The following is a 21,784-nucleotide window of genomic DNA, read 5'->3' on the forward strand; positions in this document are numbered from 1 at the left end:
TTAATAGTGGCATTTTCCACATTCTAAACCTCCCATTTGTGCTTCAGTCAATTTATCCACACCATATTTCTTAGAAAGTTCTTCATGTATCTTAGTATAATACCCATTTCCTTCCATTTTAACATCGGTTTTTCTGTGGCAATCAATACACCAACCCATAGTTAAAGGAGCAAATTGTTTTTGAATCTCATAAGTCTCAACAGGACCGTGACAAGTTTGACATTCAATACCACCCACTGTTACGTGTTGTGAGTGATTGAAATAAACGAAATCAGGTAAATTATGAATACGAACCCATTTAACTGGTTGCTGTTTTCCAGTATAAGACTGAGTCGTTTTATCCCAACCAACTGCATCGTATAATTTTTGAATCTGAGCATCATAGAAAGCTTTGCTGTACTCAGGAGTAGCTGTAGTTTCAGCAACCTCTGAAATGTTCTTATGACAGTTCATACAAACATTCAAAGAAGGAATACCTGCATTTTTACTAACTCTGGCAGCAGAGTGACAATATTTACAGTTAATCTCATTATCACCAGCGTGAATTTTATGAGAATAGTGAATTGGCTGAATTGGAGCATAATCCTGATCAACACCCACCTGCATCAAATAGCCATACACAAAATAACCACTGGCAAGCAATAAGAAGATACAGGAAACCAATACTAGAAATTGATTTTTAACAAAAGCTTTCCAAATTGAAGTACGCTCTTTAACAGCAGCAACTTCAATACCATTTGCTTTAGCTACTTTTCTCAGCACATTGTTTACCATAAACAACATCACTACTAAAACAACTAAAACCAAAGCAAGCACTCCTAATATCATATTATTAGAACTACCTCCGCTAACATCAGTTCCTGGAGGAGTAGCAGCACCGGTTGCAGCACCAGCAGCAGGCTCTGCTTTTGGCTCTGAAGTATATGCTATAATATTATCAATATCCTCATTAGATAATTGAGGAAAAGAGGTCATCACAGCCTTATTATTTTCTTCAAATAATTTAACAGCAGCAACATCACCTGACTTAATCATGTCAGAACTGTTATGAATCCACTTGTAAAGCCATTCTGCATCATGCTTATCAGCAACCCCTCTTAAAGCAGGCCCTGTTGATTTAGCATCAAGCTTATGACAAGCAGCACAATTAGAATTAAAAAGCGCTTTACCTTTTACCGGATCACCACCAGCTGTAGCAGCTGCAGGAGCAGCCTCGGTTGGAGCTGCAGGAGCAGCATCTTGCGCAAATGAAGAGAAGGAAAAAGCCAGCATCATCGCTAAACTTAAAAACATTTTCCTTGAGTTCGAATTATGGTTACCCACCTTTTTCATAAAGTATAATGATTATCTACTAAAAATTGGCACAATTTTTTATACAACAATTTCATATAAAAACGTCCCTTTATTTTAAACAGCCACAAAAATACGACTTAAGAACTATTCTCAAAACCCTAAAACAACCCAAACAACAATTTATATCAATTCTAAATAAGTTTTTTATTTCACATTAAGTATATAATTAGTAATTTTACTTAAAAATCTTCACATTATGAGAATTTTAACTATTCGAAACAGCATTTTTTGCATTGCCTATCTAAGTATTTTTAGCCTTAAAGTATCCGCTCAGGAAACAAAAATTAACATTCAGCAAAATCCTAAATTTGAACAATTATTAAACGAAAAAAGAAAAACAAACCCCTCAATAGCTGTAAATGAGCGATATAAAATTCAAATTTTCAGTGGTGTAAGTGAAAAAGCAAAAAAAGCATTAAATGACTGCAAATTAAATTTTCCCAACTTAGACGGAACCATTGTATTCAACACGCCCAATTATAAAGTCTGGATTGGCAATTTTAAAACCAGAATTGACGCAGAACGAAATTTGACCGAACTCAAAAAAAGCTACCCAAATGCTTTTTTGATTAAGCCCAAAAAATAAATTTCAACACTTTTTGTTATAAAAAACAGCCTGAATAAACTCAATATTGAGTTTATTCAGGCTGTTTTTATTAGCTTCAACATTTCAATAAATCATAAAACACTCAAACCTTGTTCAAAACCTAAATTATTCATTTCATCAACACAAGCTAAGCCACCTCGCAAAAATTGGATAAAAAACTAACTACCACCATAAAATTAATTTACTAGCACTTTCAAGTTTTAATTTTACATCTTCGCTTATATCATTATTTTCTACAATAATTTCTTTTCTATAGTCATAGCAATCTTCAAACCTAGCCAATACTGTATAATCACTATCTAATATCAAAGTCTCTTTTCTAGAATCATAACCTCTCTCATCGTAATAAACTTTATAGGCATTTTTATAATTTTTGAATTTTACTTTTCCTTTATTACATAGATAAAATTTTTCTATCCTCCTATTCACATGAAAACAAGTATCTTTTTTAGCAGGAGAAAAATATAAAAATTTAGCGTTATCATTTTTTATGTTTGAAAAAATAAAAAAATCTCCTTCTTTTTTATAAAATGACCGTTTATGATCATATGTCTTTTTCCCCTTCAAGTCAATAGTCAAATATTTTTCCTTAATTGTATCTTGACTAAATATATATTTTCTTAAAGAAAATCCAATCAAACTATCCTTTTCAGAATACAATTTGTAATAAATATTTTTCTCTCTAACAACTTCTGTATTATTACAGGAGGAAAAAACTATTACAAATAAAACACTGATTACACTTAATATTTTTTTCATTTTAGCAGCTTCTTTTAAACTAGCAAACAACTTCTCTTAACCTACATTATATTTTACACAACTATTAGTATTGATAAGCTCAACAAAAATTGACTAACAATTCGCTGCCGCACGAATCCTTTCGTGTGACACATCTTATTTTATATACCAATTTGTAAAGTTTACAACATCACTCATCAACAAAAACTTTACAAAAAGTCTAAAATACAAAAAATCCCGAAGAATCGGGATTTTCTTATGAATTTATATATGATTGAAATATTATTTCAATTTTTTCTTGATTGCTACTTCGTGGTAAGCTTCAATAACATCGTATTCTTCAATATCATTGAATCCTTTAATCTGAATACCACAATCGTAACCTTTGGTTACTTCTTTCACATCGTCTTTAAAACGTTTCAATGCAACTAATTCACCTTCGTGAACTACCACTCCGGATCTGATAACTCTAATTTTTGCCTGGCGTGTAATTTTACCATCGGTAACCATACATCCTGCAATAGAACCAACTTTAGAAATTTTGAAAATCTCTCTAATTTCAGCAGTTCCTAATACTTCCTCTTTCATTTCAGGAGCAAGCATTCCTTCCATTGCATCTTTCAAGTCATCAATTGCCGCATAGATAATTGAGTAGTAACGGATGTCGATTTCTTCTTTATCAGCAAGCTGTCTTGCATTTCCGGCAGGACGAACGTTAAATCCAATAATGATGGCATCTGAAGCAGAAGCTAACATAACGTCAGTTTCGGTAATGGCACCAACTCCTTTATGAATGATATTAATTTGAATTTCTTCAGTTGACAATTTAGAGAACGAATCAGACAATGCCTCAACAGAACCATCCACGTCTCCTTTAAGGATTACGTTCAATTCTTTAAATTGACCTAATGCGATACGACGTCCAATTTCGTCAAGCGTAATATGACGTTGTGTACGTACTGACTGCTCACGCATTAATTGAGAACGTTTAGCAGCAATTTGTTTTGCTTCTTTTTCGTCTTCAAATACATTAAACTTATCACCGGCTGTAGGTGCTCCATCCAAACCTAAAATAGATACCGGAGTTGAAGGTCCCGCTGCAGTAATCACATGTCCGCGTTCATCCTGCATCGCTTTCACTTTACCATGATGTTTACCTGCTAGCAAATAATCTCCAATTTTTAAAGTTCCATGTTGTACCATGATAGTAGAAACGTATCCTTTTCCTTTATCTAAGAATGCCTCTACTACAGCTCCTTGGGCAGGTTTATTAGGATTTGATTTCAAATCCAAAATTTCAGCCTCTAACAATACTTTTTCCAAAAGATCTTTTACACCAAGACCTGTTTTAGCAGAAATATCATGAGATTGGATTTTACCTCCCCATTCCTCGATAAGCAAGTTCATACCAGCTAATCTTTCTTTAATCTTATCTGGATTCGCGTTTGGTTTATCTATTTTATTAATTGCAAAAATAATTGGCACACCAGCAGCCTGAGCGTGAGAAATTGCTTCCTTGGTTTGTGGCATGATGTCATCATCAGCCGCAATCACAATAATAACAATATCCGTTAACTGAGCTCCACGGGCACGCATCGCTGTAAACGCCTCGTGACCTGGTGTATCTAAGAAAGCAATTTTTTGACCATTATCCAAAGTTACTCCATAAGCTCCAATATGCTGTGTAATACCACCTGACTCACCAGCAATTACATTCTCTTTACGGATATAATCCAGCAAGGAAGTCTTACCATGGTCAACGTGACCCATTACCGTAACAATCGGTGCTCTGTTTACTAAGTCTTCTTCTTTATCTTCAACAACCTCGATAGCTTCTTCGATATCTACAGTAATGAACTCAACATCATAACCAAACTCGTCTGCAACAATTGTTAATGTTTCCGCATCCAAACGTTGATTCATCGTAACCATGATTCCTAAAGACATACAAGTTCCAATTACCTTCGTAATAGGCACATCCATCATGATAGCGATTTCACCTACAGTTACAAACTCAGTTACTTTAAGAATTTTACTTTCTTCATCTAAAGCTCTTTGTTCGTCATCTGATTTCTGACGGTGTGTATCTCTTTTATCTCTTCTGTATTTAGCCGCTTTAGATTTTCCTCCTTTTTTACCCTGAAGTTTTTCTAAAGTCTCTCTAATTTGATTTTTAACTTCCTCTTCTGTCGGCTCAACCTTAGCCACAATAGCAGGACGATTTCCTTTTACAAATCCCGGTCTGGCACCTCTGTCTCCTCTATTAGCATTAAATCCACCACCTGTGTTAGGTGTTATTTTATTTGGATTTGGAGCACCCGGAGTTCTGGGAGCATTGGATGTATTAGGAGCAGTTGGAGTTCCCGGCTTAGGCGCAATTCTCTTACGCTTATTTTTATTTGCATTAGCTCCGGCAGCACCAGGAGTACCCGGCTTGTTGGCAGCTATTTTAGGATCTTCTTTTTTCTTCTTAGGTTTATTGAATTGAGACAAATCGATTACCTGACCTGTAAGAGTAGCACCTGAAAGTTTTTGGTATTGAGTAGCTATTGCTTCTTCAACCGGTGCTTCGTCAGTTTTTGGAGTTTCTTTCTCAACTTTAACTGTTTCTTTAAGTTGCGGCTTAGCTAAATTTTCTTTCTCTTCTTTTTTAGGTTCCTCTTTAGGAGCCACATTTTCTACAACAGCCTTAGCAGCTTCAGCAACGATAGGTTTTTCTTCTTTTTTGTCTGATTCGATTTTCTCCGGAGAACTAGTTTTAGCAGCTGGTTTATCTTCTGCAACTTCAGGTTTAGGAGCTACTGTTTTTTCTTCAACTACAGGAGGAGTAGTTTTTATAGGATTCAAATCAATTTTGCCAACTTGTACAGGTCCTGAAATTACAGCTCTTGCTTTAATTACCTCCTGTTGTTGTCTTTGTAATTCTTCCTCTTGCTTACGTTTCTCTTCTACTTCTTTATCACGCTCAATACGTAAAGCCTCTTTTTCTTTTCTTTTCTCCTCACTCACTTCTTTCGAAGCCTCTTTTTTCCCTCTGTCACCCGCAAACTGACCGCACAAGACATCGTACACTTCATTAGAAATTTTTGTGTTCGGATTGGACTCTATCGCAATCCCTTTATCTTTAAGATAATCCACAGCTCTTTCTAAAGAAATATTCAATTCCCTTAAAACTTTGTTTATTCTTATTACTCTCTCTTCAGACATATAACCTTTTTAATATTACCTATTTTCGTTGTGTTGCTAGAAGTACATAGGACTAACTATCGAACTCTTCTTTCAATATTTTCATTACATCCAGAATTGTTTCCTCTTCTAAATCAGTTCTTCTTACTAAATCTTCTACATCGTGTTTCAAAATACTTTTTGCAGTATCCAATCCGATTTTTGCAAATTCTTCGATAATCCACTCTTCGATTTCATCTGAAAACTCTGTTAATTCAACATCATCTTCATCTGCGGTAGTTCCTTCAACATCTCCTTCTCTGATAACATCCAACTCATAACCTGTTAACAAACCTGCTAATTTAATGTTGTGTCCTCCTCTACCAATAGCTTTTGAAACCTCTTCTAATTTTAAAAACACCTCAGCTCTTTTAGCTTCTTCATTAATTTTAATCGAAGAAACCTTTGCAGGACTCAATGCTCTTGTAATAAACAATTGAATATTATTAGTATAATTGATAACATCAATGTTTTCATTTCCTAATTCACGTACAATTCCGTGAATACGGGAACCTTTCATTCCCACACAAGCCCCTACCGGATCAATTCTGTCATCATAAGAATCCACAGCTACTTTTGCTTTTTCACCCGGAATTCTCACTACTTTTTTAATCATAATCAAACCGTCGAAAACCTCCGGAATTTCCTGCTCAAATAATTTCTCCAAAAACTTCTCAGAAGTTCTGGACATAATAATCTGAGGTTTGTTTCCTTTCAATTCAACGCTTTCAATAATTCCGCGTACATTATCTCCTTTACGGAAGAAATCAGATGGAATTTGTTTTTCTTTTGGCAAAACAATTTCATTTCCTTCATCATCCACAAGAATAACAACTCTTGGTCTTACGTGGTGTACTTCGGCGGTGTAAATATCACCAATTAAATCTTTAAATTGCTTATAAAGATTTGTATTATCATGTTCATGGATTTTAGAAATCAGGTTTTGGCGCAATGCCAAAATAGCTCTTCTTCCCAAATCAATCAATTTTACCTCTTCAGAAACTTCCTCTCCAATTTCAAAATCTGCTTCGATTTTTCTAGCCTCAGTTAAAGTAATCTCTTCATTTTCGAAATCTAAATCTTCATCAGCAACGATTACTCTTCTTCTCCAAATTTCCATATCTCCCTTATCAGGATTGATAATGATATCGAAATTATCATCTGAACCGTATTTTTTCTTCAATGCATTTCTAAATACATCTTCTAAAATTGCCATAAGCGTTACACGATCAATAAGTTTATCATCTTTAAACTCTGAAAATGAATCGATTAATGCTAAATTTTCCATGCGAATTCTTTAATTAAAATGTTACTGTAACAACTGCCTCTTTGATTTCTGTATAAGGTATTTGTTGTTCTTTCTGTACTGTTTCTTTTCCTTTCCCTACTTTTTTAGGCTCTCTTGCTTTCCAAGACAAAATTATGAAATCTTCATTAGCATCAACTAATTCAGCTTCAATTTTTTCAGTATTTGTAGTCACAATCAGGGTTCTACCAATATTTTTCACGTATTGACGAACCATCTTTAATGGAGATCCTACACCTACCGAAGCCACCTCTAAAGAATAATCCTGCTCTTCTCTATCCAGATTACTCTCTATTGCCCGACTAATATCAATACAGTCCTGCAAAATTACACCATTATCATCATCTAAAGTTATCATAACTTTAAATGCGTCAGTAATAGTAAGATCTATCAAAAAAAGCGTAGGTCTTTCTTCAAGAGCCTTCTCCAATAACGTATTTACTTTCTCTTTAAATGTCATATTTTTTATAAAAAGAGGGGACATTTAGTCCCCTCATTATCTAGATTTTAATAAATAACGGCACAAATATAGTGTTTATTTTTATAAACCAAAAATAATTGATTGCTGTAAAATTATTCCTTACCTTTATTATTACTTTAAAAACCCAACTTCTAAACCCTTCCAAAGAGCAAAACCATGAAACGAATCCTTGTACCTACCGATTTCTCAACACGAGCTGAAAACGCTTTAAAAGCAGCAGCTCAAATAGCCCGAAAGAACAATTGCGAAATTCACCTTTTGCACATGCTGGAAATACCAAGCCAAATGAATGACGCCATCACAGGAGGAGCTGCCATTCCGGAAATCATGTTGTTTCTACAAAAAGCAAAAGAAACTATGCAGTTCATTAAAGAAAAAAACTACCTGCAAGGAATCACTGTAATCGATTTTATTCAATTAGAAAAGGCCTCTCATGGCATCCTATCCTTTATCAACAAAGAAGAAATAGACTTAGTTGTTATGGGATCTAATGGCGTTTCAGGAATTGAAGAACTTATACTAGGATCCAATACTGAAAAAGTAGTCCGACTATCTCCGGTTCCCGTAATTGTTATTAAGGAAGAAATCAATGATTTCAATCCGACTAATATAGTTTTCGCTTCTGATTTTTCGGAAGAAATAAAAAAACCATTCCAAAAAATCCTTGATTTTGCTAAATTATTTGACGCCAAACTAAATCTGGTAACAATATGCACCCCGAACAGCTTTAAAACCACCGCTATCGCCAATAAAATACTAAATGAATTTATTAGTAAATTTGAAGTAAAGAACTATTCATTCCATATTTACAACGATTTAAACATAGAAAAAGGCATCATTCATTTTGCAAAAGACATCAACACCGATTTAATCAGTCTCTGCACACACGGAAGAACAGGTCTTTCTCATTTCTTTACAGGAAGTATCAGCGAAGACCTGGCCAATCACGCATCCAAACCTCTTTTAGTATTAAAAATATAAAACAAAAGTTTACCGCATAAAAAAAGTCCCGATTAAATCGGGACTTTTTTGTTGGCCTACTAGGACTCGAACCTAGAAAGACGGCACCAAAAACCGTAGTGTTACCATTACACCATAGGCCATTCCTTATTTGCCTTACATCACTGTTGTTTTGTTTAGCGAGTGCAAATTTAGAGCATTTTCTAGTTTCCGCAAATTTTTTTTGGTTTTTTTTCGAAAAAAAATTCAAAAAACAAAAACCATACTCAAAATCAACACATTAAAAATCCCATTTGTTTTCTAGAAAATTTTGTTAATGCCTACAACCTTAAATAAAAAAACATTTTCTTTGTAACTCGAAAAATTAACTAAATTTTACTACATGAACAAGGAGTCTTTCAATTTCAAAAGATGGAATACAATCATAGGATGGATTGCTTTTGGAATCGCATTAATAACCTATTCTCTTACTGTTGAGCCCACAATGAGTTTTTGGGATTGTGGAGAATACATTGCCACAGCAGCAAAACTAGAAGTAGGTCACCCACCGGGAGCTCCTTTATTCCAAATGATTGGTGCCTTTTTTGCCATGTTTGCTTCAAGTGCAGAACACATCGCCCTGATGGTCAACATGACTTCCGTTTTCTCCAGTGCTTTTACAATCCTTTTTATGTTTTGGTCATCAACTATTATTTTAAAAAAAATAGTCGATAACGATGAAGAACCAAACAAAAACAATGATATCGCAATCTTAGGAAGCTCACTCGTAGGTGCTTTAGCCTACACTTTTTCCGATAGTTTTTGGTTCAATGCCACAGAGGCCGAGGTTTACGCTATGGCATCCTTACTCATCGCTTTACTTTTCTGGCTGGGACTGCGCTGGGAACAGGATATGGACAAACCAAGAGGCAACAAATGGCTACTCATTATTTGCTTAGTAACCGGTTTATCATTTGGTGTTCACTTTATGGCATTATTAACCATCCCGGCAATAGGATTCTTATATTATTTTAAAAACTACAAAACGATAACTGTAAAAAACTTCATCATTGCCAATGTAGTAGTAATTTCAGTTTTGTTATTTATTTTCAAATTATTACTCCCTTTAACAATGGCATTTTTTGCCAAAACAGAGGTTTTCACCGTAAACAGCCTTGGAATGCCTTTTGACTCAGGAACTATTCTAGCTGCCTTAGCATTAATAGCTGCTTTCTATTTTGGATTAAAATACACCAAAAACAAAGGTTTGGTAACTTACAACACACTTATACTTTGCATATTATTCATCTTAATTGGTTTCTCTACCTGGTTAATGTTGCCTATTCGTGCCAATGCCAATGTAATTATTAACGAAAACAAACCTTCAGATGCACGAGAAGTACTAGCTTACTACAACCGTGAACAATATGGCTCCAACCCATTGTTTTACGGCCCACAATACACAGAAGCCTTTGCCGGACTGGATCCTGAAAACCCTTACCGCGACAAAGCACCTAACTACGAAAGAGATTACAAAACAGGAAAATATGTTATTGTAAACAATTATAAAAATGCCGAACAGAACAGTGACGATGCTCAGAAATCATTTTTACCAAGAATGTGGAGTACAGGCAATATTGAAAACTACATTAATTTTACAAACCCACCACAGTTTACCATCAATCCTAACTATCCTTACGAAAATGATTTGGTAAAATACGGTATTGATGCCAGTAAACTCTCTGAAGAAGATTACAATCGTGCTATAGCTCAATTAAAAAACGAAGTAGAAAAAACAGTCTCAGAATTCAGACAGGCTTATGCTCAAAAACAAATAGACAACGAAGGCTATGTCAAATTCTTAAGCAGCTACAGCGATTACTTAATCATTGAAAAACCTGCCATGACCGACAATCTTAGTTTCATGGTCGAATATCAATTTGGCTATATGTACTGGAGATACTTAATGTGGAATTTTGTAGGACGTCAAAGTGACAATCAGGGAAGATACGGGAATGAGGATGGAAACTGGCTAAGCGGAATTAAATTTATTGACGAAATTCATTTAGGCTCACAAGACAACTTACCTACTGACGCTTTAAACAATAAAGGTCGCAATGTTTATTATTTTATTCCTTTTATTCTTGGGCTTATCGGACTAATGCACCACGCCAGCAAAAACCTAAAAAGTTTTTATGTATTAGCTGTTTTATTCCTTTTTACCGGAATAGCATTAAAAATTTACCTAAACGAAAGACCTTTTGAACCTCGTGAGCGAGATTATGCCTTAGTAGGTTCATTCTATGTATTTGCTATCTGGATTGGACTAGGCGTTTATTCATTATATGAAAGCGCCAAAAAATATGTAAACCCAAAAATTGCCGGACCAGCTATTATAGCAGCCTCTTTATTGACGGCTCCTGTTTTAATGGCTGCACAAAACTGGGACGATCATGACCGTTCAGGCAAATACACTGCTCTTGCCATGGCAAAGAACTATTTAAACTCTTGTGATAAAGATGCCATCTTGTTCACCATAGGAGACAACGATACCTTCCCGCTATGGTATGCACAAGAAATTGAAGGCATCAGGACCGATATAAAAATCGTCAACACCAGTCTTTTTATGACAGACTGGTACATCGATCAAATGAAAACGAAAACCTACGAGTCAGAACCGTTACCTATTTCGTTTACACACGATCAATATGTAGGAGACAAACTAGACTATGTAGTAAGTATTCCAAAAATAAAAAGCCGATGGACTGTAAAAAGTTTTATGGACTTTATAAAACATCCTAAATCTACTGTTGATATGGCCAATGGTCAGACCATTCATTTCTACCCTACAAATCAGGTTAGAATTCCGGTGGACAAAAACAGCATCATCAAAAGCAAAATGGTCGCCGCAAAAGATTACGACTCGATTGTTCCTTATATCGATATTGACATCAAAGGAAGTGCTTTGTACAAAAACCGACTGATGATGTTAGATCTTATTGCTAACAACAACTGGAAAAGACCTATTTATTTCAGCGGTGGTGCTTTTGAAGATGAAGAATATTTATGGATGAAAGATTACCTGCAACTAGACGGTATGGTTTACAAATTAATCCCTGTTAAAACAAGCATTCCTAAAGACGGAAATCCTATGGAAATGGGACAAATCGATGCGGATAAAATGTACAACATCATTATGAAATGGGACTGGGGTAACAGCGACGGAAACATATACCATGATCCGGAAACACGCAGAGAAAGCATCACTTACAGAACCAATCTATCCAGATTGACCGACCAACTGATTAAAGAAAACAAAATAGAAAAAGCCAAAAAGGTAATTGAGTTGGCTATGCAAAAAATGCCATTTGACAAATTTGGTTACTACTCTTTACTGGAACCATTTACCAACAACTATTATCAAGTAGGTGAAAAAGCAAAAGCGCACGAACTCCTTGATAAACTAATTGGCAAGTACAAAGAAAACCTAAACTACTACAGTAAAATGAGCGCATCTGATCAGTCAGACATAGCAATAGATATTGTTACTGACATCGAAAGATACAGAGCTTTACTGGAAGTAATGAAGAAAAATAACGACACCGCTTTCTTTCAAAAGAACCGAGTGACATTCAATACTTATATTGATATCTTCCAACGTTTTGGACGCGATAAAGAATAACAAACAATCTATTTCATAAAAAATGTAGCAATCCTAACACAATAAAGATTGCTACATTTTTTTTATCTTTAATATCAAATTCAATTCAAATGAAACCTTATTGGATTAAGACTAACCGCATCATTAAAATGTTATTTTCTAATTTTATTTGGGACATCCCAAACAAAGAAAATAAAATCTATCTCACCTTTGATGATGGTCCTACGCCCGAAATCACCAATTGGGTTCTCAATCAATTAGAACAATACAACGCCAAAGCCACTTTTTTTTGCATCGGCAAAAACATAGCAGCTCACCCTGAAATCTTTAATCGAATTATACAAAAAGGACACAGCACAGGTAATCACACCTACAACCATTTGAATGGATGGAAAACAACTACTGATGAATATCTGGAAAATCTTAAATTATGTGAAGTAGTCATTTCAAATCAAAAATCTGAAATCAATTCCGAAGCTTCGGAACTAAAATCAAAAATCTTCCGTCCGCCTTACGGCAAAATAAAATCAGCCCAGGCTAAAAAGCTCAGACAAAAAGGATATAAAATAATTATGTGGGATGTTTTGAGCGCCGATTTTGACCCAAACATTTCTAAAGAAGAATGCTTAAACAATGTACTGTCTAACACTGTATCGGGAAGTATCATTGTATTTCACGACAGCGTAAAAGCATTCAAAAATCTGGAATATGTACTCCCTAAAGTACTCCGGCATTTAGCCGAAAACCACTTTTCATTTGAAGTTATAACAGACTAAACCAGCAGTTCCTGTACAATAGTAATCAAAGAATTAGCATCTAGTTCTCCTGATTTTCTCCAAACCATCTGACCTTCTTTGTACACCATTAAAGTAGGCAAACCTTTAATTCGTAGTGCATCGGCAAGTTCCTGGTTTTTATCAACATCAATTTTTATCACCTTTGCTTTATCTCCTAAGGCAGCTGCAACATCTCTAATCACCTCGTGCATAGCAACAGAAGATTCATTCCAGTCTGTGTAAAAATCAATTAACACAGGCACTTTTGCACTTATAAGTTCTCCAAATTTTGACATAAACCAACGAATTATTTTTTCTAAATCTAATAAAAAATCGTGTTTCTTTAATACAAATGTAGCATTTTTAACGAATTATGCTACTTTCTCACCTTTTTTTAGTTCAATAACCGTAATTTCAGGCATAATTCCTACTCTACCGGGATAAGCATGAAAACCAAAACCTCTGTTTACATACACATAGCGCCCTAAATGCTCATACAAACCTGCCCACTGCGCATAAACATATTGCGCCAGACTCCATTTAAAATACCCCGGAATTTCGATTCCAAACTGCATTCCATGTGTATGACCCGAAAAAGTTAAATGAAAATTTCTGTCGTGATTTTTAACTTCATGATCCCAATGACTCGGATCGTGACTCATCAAAATCTTAAAATCTTTCTCATTCAAAGCCTCAGAAGCTTTGTTCAAATCGCCGGCTTTCTTAAAATTATGCCCCCAGTTTTCTACTCCTACAACAGCAATTCGATCATTTCCTCTTTCAACAAAAGTATGCTCGTTCAATAATAAATCGAAACCTATTTGCCCATATAATTTTTTGATATCATTGAAATTTTGTCTTTTTTCAGCTTCAGAAGGCCAGGCCACATACTCGCCATAATCGTGATTCCCTAAAACAGAAAACTTTCCGTATTCATGTTTTTTAATTCGGTTAAAAGTAGCAATCCAAGGGTGCATTTCTTTGGCATGTGTATTAACAATATCGCCCGTAAACAATATCATATCCGAATTTTGCTCATTAATCAAATCAATTGCGTAATTAATCTTCTCCGGATTATCAAAACTTCCTGAATGCACATCTGAAATTTGAGTAATCGTAAAACCATCAAAAGCATCCGGAAGATCAGGAAAGAAAATTTGCTGTTTGAAAACCTTATAATTGTATTTCCCTATAGTAACTCCATAAAGCAAGGAAAAAAACGGAATTGCCGCCAAGCCTAAACCAATTTGGCTAACAAATTTACGCCTTGAATTCAGAAAATCTTCATTGTCATTTTCTGCAAAATAATTAAGTACACCCGCTCCTATCCTGAAAACATCTTCCAACAACAATACAACAGCCAGCACCATCTTAGGAAGATAAACCACTAGCATCAGTCCCATTGTAAACAAAGTAAACTTAGTTTGCCCCACCGAACGGTCAAAACTAAAAAAACCATAAACTATGTAAACCAAAACAGCCAAACTCAGCAAACCATACGTCACTAAAAACCATTTATCCTTAACATTCGTTTTAACAGCCTGAAAAGCATAGATTTCAACAACTAACAATAAAACAATAAAAAACAGCAACCTAAAACCCATTGTAATACATTTTTACACAAAATAACAACTTCTACCGCTTAATTTAGAATCTGTTAATTAAAATTTAACTAGACAAAGTTATTTCTATGTTTATTTGAAAACTTTTTCTTAATGCTTAAATCAAAAATTAAAGAATTCCTGAAGTCTAAACTAATCTATCTCTTCAATGCAAAATGCCCTTTGAAAACCCTTCCATCCTCAAGTCGAATAACATACCAATAATCTGAAGAAGGCATTAGAATTCCCTGATAACTACCATCCCAACCATTTCCTGACGGAGTGATTTCTTTCATCAATTTGCCATATCTGTCAAAAATCTGCACCTTTGTTTTAACATTAAAATCAGCATTAACCCCTTTTATATTCCAGCTGTCATTATACCCATCCTGATTAGGAGTGAAATAATTTGGAATACCTAAAACCGCTACTTCTTCAGAAACAATTCCACAACCGTTTAAATCCTTTACATAAACAGTATGTATCCCTGCCGGAACATTTACAAATTCATTACTGCTTTGAAAAGATCCGTTTTCATCATCTAGAGAAAAAACATAATTACCTGCCCCTATTGCCAAAACTTTAATACTATTCTCGGAAGACAAATCTACAATTTCAATATTTACAGTAGCCTTATCAGAGGCATTAACAGTAATGGTTCTTGTCCTAGAACAACCTTGATTATTGATTACTTCTACTTGATAATCCCCTTTTTTGTTGACTGTTAATTCATAATCTGTTTCGTTTTCTATTAGGCTTCCATCTAATGACCATAAATAAGTAAAATTACCTTTTTGAGTCTCATCGATTAAGCCTGCATTGATGATTTTAGTAAACGTAGGTGAATCACTGCAAACTAAATCACTCCCCATTAACTGAATACTTGGAACTGAATGAACCACAAATGAAATAACTGTAGTAGCCTTACAAGATGGGTTTATAATATTTACAACCTCTACTTTTACGTCTTGCGTTGCAGTTACAAAAGGATTGGGTAGAGGACTTGGTAATGGATTGTTATTTTCGTCAAAATAAGCGACTTTTACTCCTGTTTGACCCCCCAATATTACTGTTTGAAATCCTGATGTATCAAAAGCATATTTTCCGTCTTGCAAAAGAGGATCAGTTTCATCATCGCAAGCAGATGTCACGGATGCAGCAATAGGAAAAGCTTCAGGCAAATCATCAACAATAAACTGTAAAGTAGTCTCAAATGAACAAACCGTTGTAGTGATATTTGTAACGATTACTTTTAAGCTTTGGGAAGCTGTCGTAAAGGGATTTGGCAACGGACTTGGCAACGGAGTGTTATTTTGGTCAAAATAAGAAACCGTAACATTAGTCAGTCCACTCAATAAATTAGCTTGAATCACCGAAGTATCGAAAGCATAGATTCCATCTTGATTGTCGTCGCAATGATTGATTGTCATTGGTGCTACAATAGGAATAGGTTCTACAGTAAGGGTTATGTAATTCCCCAATCCTAAACAATCGTTATTCAATCGATCATCTACCCGAATATAAATATTTTGCGTGTTGGGATATCCTATATTTCTGTAGTTTGAAATATCCAAAATAGGGTCTTTTTCCGCAAGTGCATCGGTTAAATTTCTATAATAACTAATATCAACTTGTTGTCCACTTGGAAATATATTTAAAATTTGATTGGTAACCTCACTAAAATCAAATGCAGCAATCCCATCTGTGTTAGTACCCAAAACTGCATCATCACATTGCCTAAAATCTTTCTTAAAAGTTAAAGGAATTTGGGTGGTAGACACTACAAGATTCAATTGCGAAATTCTAAAACAGCCATTTGCATTCGATACTCTAACAAACACTTGGTCAATACTAGCAATTTTATTGGTATAATTTATTGGATTTAAAATAGGATTACTATTGTTTTGGGCGTCTAAAAGTGTTTCAAAAAAAACTACTGTCTCTGTAGCAGCATTAGCTATTATTTTATTAATGGATTCTTCTAAATTAAAAACACTAAATCCATCTGTATCTTCATCACACTGTTTTAGGTCAACTACCGTAGCAATAACAGGTAAAGCAAAAACTTCAATTTTAAATGAAGTTGTCGCCATACAATCAGGATTGTCTTTATGGAAGACTTTTACATATATCGTTTCGGTTGCATTTGCATTTTGATAAACTTCAGGAGTCAAAATTGGGTGTAATAAATTGGAATCTTTGTAATAGGATATTAAAAACTCAGCAGCTGATTGCCCCTTTAATATAGCTGTAGCTCTTTGGGTTAAATCTAAAATTACTTTGCCATCAACATCTGTTCCTATTGTACTGTTGTCACAACTTGTCAAATCTGGGATAGCTGAAGGCAAATTAGGTAATGGCATATCAAATACATCAATAGTAAATGTAGTGGTGCTTTTGCATTCACCATTAACTTTATTAGAAACCTCTGCAGTAATAGTTTCTTGTTGATAAGCCATTTTATTAATATAATTATTAGGAGATGGAATAGCGATTTTATTCCCGTAATCTACAGCATTGGCGTAATATTTAATATTGTATAAGTTAGGATCTTGACCGTTTAAAATGGCTGTACTTTGTAAACTTAAATCAAAACTAAAAAGACCATCATTATTATCATCGCACACTAAAAGATCTTGAGGCTGAGTTGCTGTTGGAATTGGCGAAATAGTTATTTCTCTTGTTTTTGTACTTGTATCAGCCGCACTAGCTGCTATGACTGAAACTGTGTAAGTCCCTGTCGTCGCATAATTATGACTGGGAGTCAAATCATTAGATGTATTCCCATCTCCAAAATCCCAAGCAGCAGATGTTATGATATGACCACTATTTAAGCTGAATTGAGTATTTTGACCAAAACATAAATTTTCAGCTTCAATATCGGATTGAAAGAAAAAAGATGAAACAAAAGGAGGTAAAGCATTATGAGCTCTCCTTCCAGCTAAATCAACAGCATTTATATTAAGATCACAGGCTGTACCTAAAAGATTAGGATTATTAATAACTCCTAATTTCCTGTTTTGCGCTATATAAATTTTCCCATCAGGACCAAGCTGGAGAGCCATTGGTCTTATACCTGGAGTCAAAATCGTAAATGCAGACCCTACAATATCGCTTGAAATTAAATCATACTGGATTACACTACTTTGAGTTAATTCAGTCTCATGAATAGTAAGGTATAACACCTTACTATTGGGAGAAAATTCTACTCCATACATGTCACTTACATCGATATCGCTTACAGTCCTTAAAACTATAGGATTTGAAATCACTCCTGTAGCTTGGTCAAAATCAAATAATTCAAAACTCAGTAAATTATGATAAATCGCTAACTTCGAACCATCAGGCGATATTTTCATATACCCTTGTGAATTTTTTGAAGCTTCAAAAGCACCTATATTTGACGTTACAGGATTAGAACTCAAGCCATCATAAGTAAGTAAATGACTGTAAAAAGTATTATTACCGACAGCATGGGTAACTATCCAATAATCAATATTATTAGCATGTTTAACTATCGAAAACCTTTCGGTAGTAGGAGTATAAACCAATACATTTTTTTCAGACGTAACTGCTCCAAGTCCTCCATTAAGATTCATATCAACTACTGAATATCTTAACCCATTCGAACCTCCTTGATAGTCTATCGTAAAGATATAATATAAATTTGAGGTTCCAGGTTTAGGAACAATCGTCCTCCCCTGTGAAGTTGAAGTACTACCTAATAAAAAGGTTCCGTTAAGCATAAGCTGATGATTTTTATCCCAAACAGTATTTCCATCAGTATAAAATAATAATTGTCCATTCGAGTTACAAATACTAGCAGCAGCTGAAAAATTACTTATATTACTATCTGTGAGAGCTACCGGACTGCCACTATTAAAATCTAGCCCGGCAAATTCTCCAAAATACCAAATATTGCTTTCTCCCTGGGCAGAACTATTGAAAGAAAATAAAAAGAAAATAAAAAGTAGTATTTTACCCATAACAACAACAAAATAATCCTTGTAAATGTAAGTGTTTTTTCTAAATAAAGTATTGCAACAGGGAAAATTATTACAATTACCAATGCCTTCAAACTACTTTTTAACATCCAGAAAACAAACACAACTGTTAACTCGCTTTCAATTTGTATTTTATTGAAGACACGCTCTTTAATTAAATCATTCTCTCAAAAAAGACAATTTTAAAAACCTTTGTTTATTTTTACGTCCAAATTATTTCACTATGTCAGCTCAAAAACGTCTTTTTCTACTCGATGCTTATGCTTTAATTTTTAGAGGCTATTATGCCTTTATCAAAAATCCCAGAATCAACTCTAAAGGCATGGATACATCGGCCATTATGGGATTTATGAATTCGCTAATGGATGTAATTAAGCGTGAAAAACCAGATCATTTGGCGGTAGCTTTTGACAAAGGCGGTAGTAATTTGCGCAACGAATGGTTCCCGGAATACAAAGCGAATCGTGATGCCACTCCCGAAGCGATAAAAATTGCTGTTCCTTATATTCAGGAATTATTGCGTGCGATGCACATTCCTATTATTGAAGTAGCCGGTTACGAAGCAGACGATTTGATAGGAACCATTGCCAAACAAGCCGAAAAACAAAACTATCAGGTGTATATGGTGACTCCGGACAAGGATTTTGCCCAATTGGTTACCGAAAATATTTTTATGTACAAACCGGCCCGAATGGGTAACGGAATCGAAATTTGGGGAATCCCTGAAGTTTTGGAAAAATTTGAAATCGAAAGACCGGAACAGGTAATTGACTATTTAGGAATGATGGGCGATTCTGCTGATAATATTCCGGGATTACCGGGTGTGGGCGAAAAAACCGCCAAAAAATTCTTAGCCGAATACGGTTCACTGGAAAATCTTTTAGCGAATACCGACCAATTAAAAGGCGCTATCAAAACCAAAATTGAAGCCAATGCCGAACTGGGATTATTATCCAAAAAACTGGCTACCATCTTACTGGATTGTCCTGTTACTTTTGATGAGAAAGACTACGAACTTTCGAAACCTGATGTAGAAAAAACCGATGCTTTGTTCAACGAATTGGAATTTAGAAGAATGGCAGAGCAATTTGATGCCATCTTCAAAAATCCATCTCAGGCTTCTCAAAATGTTGAAACCCCAATTAACGAAGCTAAATTATATAAAAAACCGTCGCCTAAAAACGAAGATCAATTTGATCTTTTTGGGAGTGCAATCGCAGATGAAGAAACCACAAGCGGGCATCATCAGTTTTACAATACATTAGAAAACACCTCGCATTCCTACCAGATTATTCAGGGCGATTTAGGCGTTCGATTGTTATTGCAAAATTTACTAAAACAAACAGCTGTTTGTTTTGATACCGAAACAACAGGACTGGATGCTTTACATGCAGAACTCGTTGGAATGTCATTCTCTTATGAAAAAGGAAAAGCTTTTTACGTTCCCTTTCCGGAAAATCAGGAAGAAGCCAAAGCTTTGGCAGAAAAATTCATTCCGTTTTTTGAGAATTCTGAAATTGAAAAAATTGGTCAAAACATCAAATACGATTTAAAAATCCTTTCTAATTATGGTATTCGCGTAGCCGGAAAATTATTTGATACGATGATTGCGCATTATCTGATTAATCCGGATATGCGTCATAATATGGATATTTTATCAGAAACCTATTTGAAATATTCGCCAAAATCAATTGAAGATTTAATTGGAAAGAAAGGCAAAAATCAAAAATCGATGCGCGAAGTAGCTTTGGAAGACATTAAAGAATATGCCGCGGAAGATGCCGATGTCACTTTTCAATTGAAAGAATTATTTGCAGTTGAACTTGAAAAGACTGAAACCCAAAAATTATTTGACGAAATCGAAATTCCGCTAGTTCCTGTATTAGCTGCAATGGAAACCGAAGGAATTAATCTCGATGTTCCGTTTTTGAAAAGCATGTCGGTCGAAATGGCTGCCGAAAGCAAGGCACTGGAACAAAAAATATACGAAACTGCCGGAGAAAAATTCAATTTGGCTTCGCCAAAACAACTCGGAGATATTTTATTCGACAAATTAAAAATTGGCGGAGCTAAACAAAAGAAAACAAAAACCGGTCAATACGCCACTGGCGAAGAAGTCCTGAGTTATCTTGCCAATGATAACGAAATTGTACGCGATATTCTGGAATGGCGCCAAATGGTAAAACTACAAAGCACTTATATTGATGCTTTACCTAATCAGGTCAACCCAAAAACAGGTCGTGTTCATACCGATTATATGCAAACAGTAGCTGCTACAGGACGTTTGAGTTCGAATAATCCGAACCTACAAAACATCCCTATTCGTACCGAAAGAGGACGATTAATCCGTAAAGCTTTTATTGCCCGCGATGAAAATCACACCTTAGTTTCTGCCGATTATTCTCAAATTGAATTGCGTGTCATCGCAGCACTAAGCGGCGAAGAAAATATGATTAAGGCTTTTCAAAACAACGAAGACATTCATAAATCGACTGCTTCTAAGGTTTTCAATGTACCTTTAGAAGAAGTTAGCCGCGAACAACGTAGCCATGCTAAAACGGTCAACTTCGGGATTATTTACGGGGTTTCGGCTTTTGGTCTTTCTAACCAAACCAACCTTTCGCGTTCTGAAAGCGCCGAATTGATTGATGCTTATTACAAATCCTACCCAAGATTGAAATCCTTTATTAATGAGCAAATTGATTTTGCCAGAGATCATGGTTATGTGCAAACTATTCTTGGTCGTCGTCGTTATTTAAAAGACATCAACTCGCAAAACGCTGTGGTACGTGGCGGTGCCGAACGAAATGCGGTAAATGCTCCTATTCAGGGTTCGGCTGCCGATATTATCAAAATTGCGATGATTAACATTCATCATAAATTGGTTTCCGAAAATTGGAAATCAAAAATGTTATTGCAGGTACATGACGAGCTTGTGTTTGATGTCCATAATTCAGAATTAGAACGAATCCAACCGATGATTAAAGCTGAAATGGAAAACGCCTTCAAACTGGAAGTCCCTTTGGTTGTTGATTTAGGTATAGGGAAAGACTGGCTGGAAGCCCATTAAGATTTTAGATTGCAGAATGCAGA

Annotated in this window: 13 protein-coding genes and 1 tRNA gene; 5 read left to right on the forward strand and 9 right to left on the reverse strand. The window is 35.1% G+C overall.

What is annotated here, in order from left to right; all coding sequences use genetic code 11:
* Positions 1-1,332, reverse strand: a complete 1,332-nt coding sequence (locus IEV84_RS09945; protein ID WP_188494133.1) for a c-type cytochrome — start codon at positions 1,330-1,332, stop codon at positions 1-3.
* A 217-nt stretch (positions 1,333-1,549) separates the two neighbouring features.
* On the opposite strand from IEV84_RS09945, the gene IEV84_RS09950 reads away from it, so the two are divergent.
* The gene (locus IEV84_RS09950; RefSeq protein WP_188494134.1) at positions 1,550-1,939 is read left to right on the forward strand and encodes an SPOR domain-containing protein; all 390 of its coding nucleotides are present in this window, start codon (positions 1,550-1,552) and stop codon (positions 1,937-1,939) included.
* A 183-nt stretch (positions 1,940-2,122) separates the two neighbouring features.
* Here IEV84_RS09950 and IEV84_RS09955 read toward each other — a convergent pair whose 3' ends face one another.
* The 4 genes from IEV84_RS09955 to rimP form a co-directional block, all read right to left on the reverse strand.
* Positions 2,123-2,719: a hypothetical protein gene (locus IEV84_RS09955; RefSeq protein WP_188494135.1), complete on the reverse strand. Its 597-nt coding sequence runs from the start codon at positions 2,717-2,719 to the stop codon at positions 2,123-2,125.
* 261 nt (positions 2,720-2,980) lie between these two features.
* On the reverse strand, positions 2,981-5,905 hold the full coding sequence (gene infB, locus IEV84_RS09960; protein ID WP_188494136.1) for a translation initiation factor IF-2: 2,925 nt from the start codon (positions 5,903-5,905) through the stop codon (positions 2,981-2,983).
* 52 nt (positions 5,906-5,957) lie between these two features.
* Complete coding sequence (gene nusA / locus IEV84_RS09965) at positions 5,958-7,211, reverse strand: transcription termination factor NusA (protein WP_188494137.1); 1,254 nt, start codon at positions 7,209-7,211, stop codon at positions 5,958-5,960.
* Between the two features lie 13 nt (positions 7,212-7,224).
* Positions 7,225-7,689 carry a ribosome assembly cofactor RimP gene (gene rimP, locus IEV84_RS09970; RefSeq protein WP_188494138.1) on the reverse strand — a complete coding sequence of 155 codons (465 nt, stop codon included), beginning with the start codon at positions 7,687-7,689 and terminating at the stop codon, positions 7,225-7,227.
* A gap of 177 nt (positions 7,690-7,866) precedes the next feature.
* Between rimP and IEV84_RS09975 the strand changes: the two genes are divergently transcribed.
* On the forward strand, positions 7,867-8,691 hold the full coding sequence (locus tag IEV84_RS09975; protein WP_188494139.1) for a universal stress protein: 825 nt from the start codon (positions 7,867-7,869) through the stop codon (positions 8,689-8,691).
* A gap of 51 nt (positions 8,692-8,742) precedes the next feature.
* On the opposite strand, the gene IEV84_RS09980 is transcribed toward IEV84_RS09975, so the two are convergent.
* Positions 8,743-8,813, reverse strand: a tRNA-Gln gene (locus IEV84_RS09980).
* Between the two features lie 239 nt (positions 8,814-9,052).
* Here IEV84_RS09980 and IEV84_RS09985 point away from each other — a divergent pair.
* Entirely contained in the window at positions 9,053-12,331 is a 3,279-nt protein-coding gene (locus tag IEV84_RS09985) for a glycosyltransferase family 117 protein (RefSeq protein WP_188494140.1), read from the forward strand.
* Between the two features lie 89 nt (positions 12,332-12,420).
* Positions 12,421-13,086 (forward strand): polysaccharide deacetylase family protein, encoded by a 666-nt coding sequence (locus IEV84_RS09990; protein WP_188494141.1) that lies wholly within the window; start codon positions 12,421-12,423, stop codon positions 13,084-13,086.
* On the opposite strand, the gene IEV84_RS09995 is transcribed toward IEV84_RS09990, so the two are convergent.
* The 3 genes from IEV84_RS09995 to IEV84_RS10005 form a co-directional block, all read right to left on the reverse strand.
* Positions 13,083-13,382, reverse strand: a complete 300-nt coding sequence (locus IEV84_RS09995; RefSeq protein WP_188494142.1) for a thioredoxin family protein — start codon at positions 13,380-13,382, stop codon at positions 13,083-13,085. The genes IEV84_RS09990 and IEV84_RS09995 overlap by 4 nt on opposite strands.
* 75 nt (positions 13,383-13,457) lie before the next feature.
* Complete coding sequence (locus tag IEV84_RS10000; RefSeq protein ID WP_188494143.1) at positions 13,458-14,690, reverse strand: metallophosphoesterase; 1,233 nt, start codon at positions 14,688-14,690, stop codon at positions 13,458-13,460.
* A 155-nt stretch (positions 14,691-14,845) separates the two neighbouring features.
* Positions 14,846-18,673 carry an FIDD domain-containing protein gene (locus IEV84_RS10005; RefSeq protein ID WP_188494144.1) on the reverse strand — a complete coding sequence of 1,276 codons (3,828 nt, stop codon included), beginning with the start codon at positions 18,671-18,673 and terminating at the stop codon, positions 14,846-14,848.
* A 241-nt stretch (positions 18,674-18,914) separates the two neighbouring features.
* Here IEV84_RS10005 and polA point away from each other — a divergent pair, with 241 nt between their 5' ends.
* A complete protein-coding gene (polA, locus tag IEV84_RS10010) occupies positions 18,915-21,761 on the forward strand; it encodes a DNA polymerase I (protein ID WP_188494145.1) in 2,847 nt (948 codons plus the stop codon).
* Positions 21,762-21,784: the final 23 nt, after the last annotated feature.

Origin of the sequence: Flavobacterium palustre, assembly GCF_014639535.1 — a bacterium.
Classification (GTDB): Bacteria; Bacteroidota; Bacteroidia; order Flavobacteriales; family Flavobacteriaceae; genus Flavobacterium; species Flavobacterium palustre.

Coding starts and splice junctions, on each gene's coding strand:
- IEV84_RS09945 (WP_188494133.1), bottom strand. CDS start 1,332: ATGAAAAAGGTGGGTAACCATAATTCGAACTCAAGGAAAATGTTTTTA.
- nusA (WP_188494137.1), bottom strand. CDS start 7,211: ATGGAAAATTTAGCATTAATCGATTCATTTTCAGAGTTTAAAGATGAT.
- polA (WP_188494145.1), top strand. CDS start 18,915: ATGTCAGCTCAAAAACGTCTTTTTCTACTCGATGCTTATGCTTTAATT.
- IEV84_RS10000 (WP_188494143.1), bottom strand. CDS start 14,690: ATGGGTTTTAGGTTGCTGTTTTTTATTGTTTTATTGTTAGTTGTTGAA.
- IEV84_RS09995 (WP_188494142.1), bottom strand. CDS start 13,382: ATGTCAAAATTTGGAGAACTTATAAGTGCAAAAGTGCCTGTGTTAATT.
- IEV84_RS09950 (WP_188494134.1), top strand. CDS start 1,550: ATGAGAATTTTAACTATTCGAAACAGCATTTTTTGCATTGCCTATCTA.
- infB (WP_188494136.1), bottom strand. CDS start 5,905: ATGTCTGAAGAGAGAGTAATAAGAATAAACAAAGTTTTAAGGGAATTG.
- IEV84_RS10005 (WP_188494144.1), bottom strand. CDS start 18,673: ATGGGTAAAATACTACTTTTTATTTTCTTTTTATTTTCTTTCAATAGT.
- IEV84_RS09955 (WP_188494135.1), bottom strand. CDS start 2,719: ATGAAAAAAATATTAAGTGTAATCAGTGTTTTATTTGTAATAGTTTTT.
- IEV84_RS09990 (WP_188494141.1), top strand. CDS start 12,421: ATGAAACCTTATTGGATTAAGACTAACCGCATCATTAAAATGTTATTT.
- IEV84_RS09975 (WP_188494139.1), top strand. CDS start 7,867: ATGAAACGAATCCTTGTACCTACCGATTTCTCAACACGAGCTGAAAAC.
- IEV84_RS09985 (WP_188494140.1), top strand. CDS start 9,053: ATGAACAAGGAGTCTTTCAATTTCAAAAGATGGAATACAATCATAGGA.
- rimP (WP_188494138.1), bottom strand. CDS start 7,689: ATGACATTTAAAGAGAAAGTAAATACGTTATTGGAGAAGGCTCTTGAA.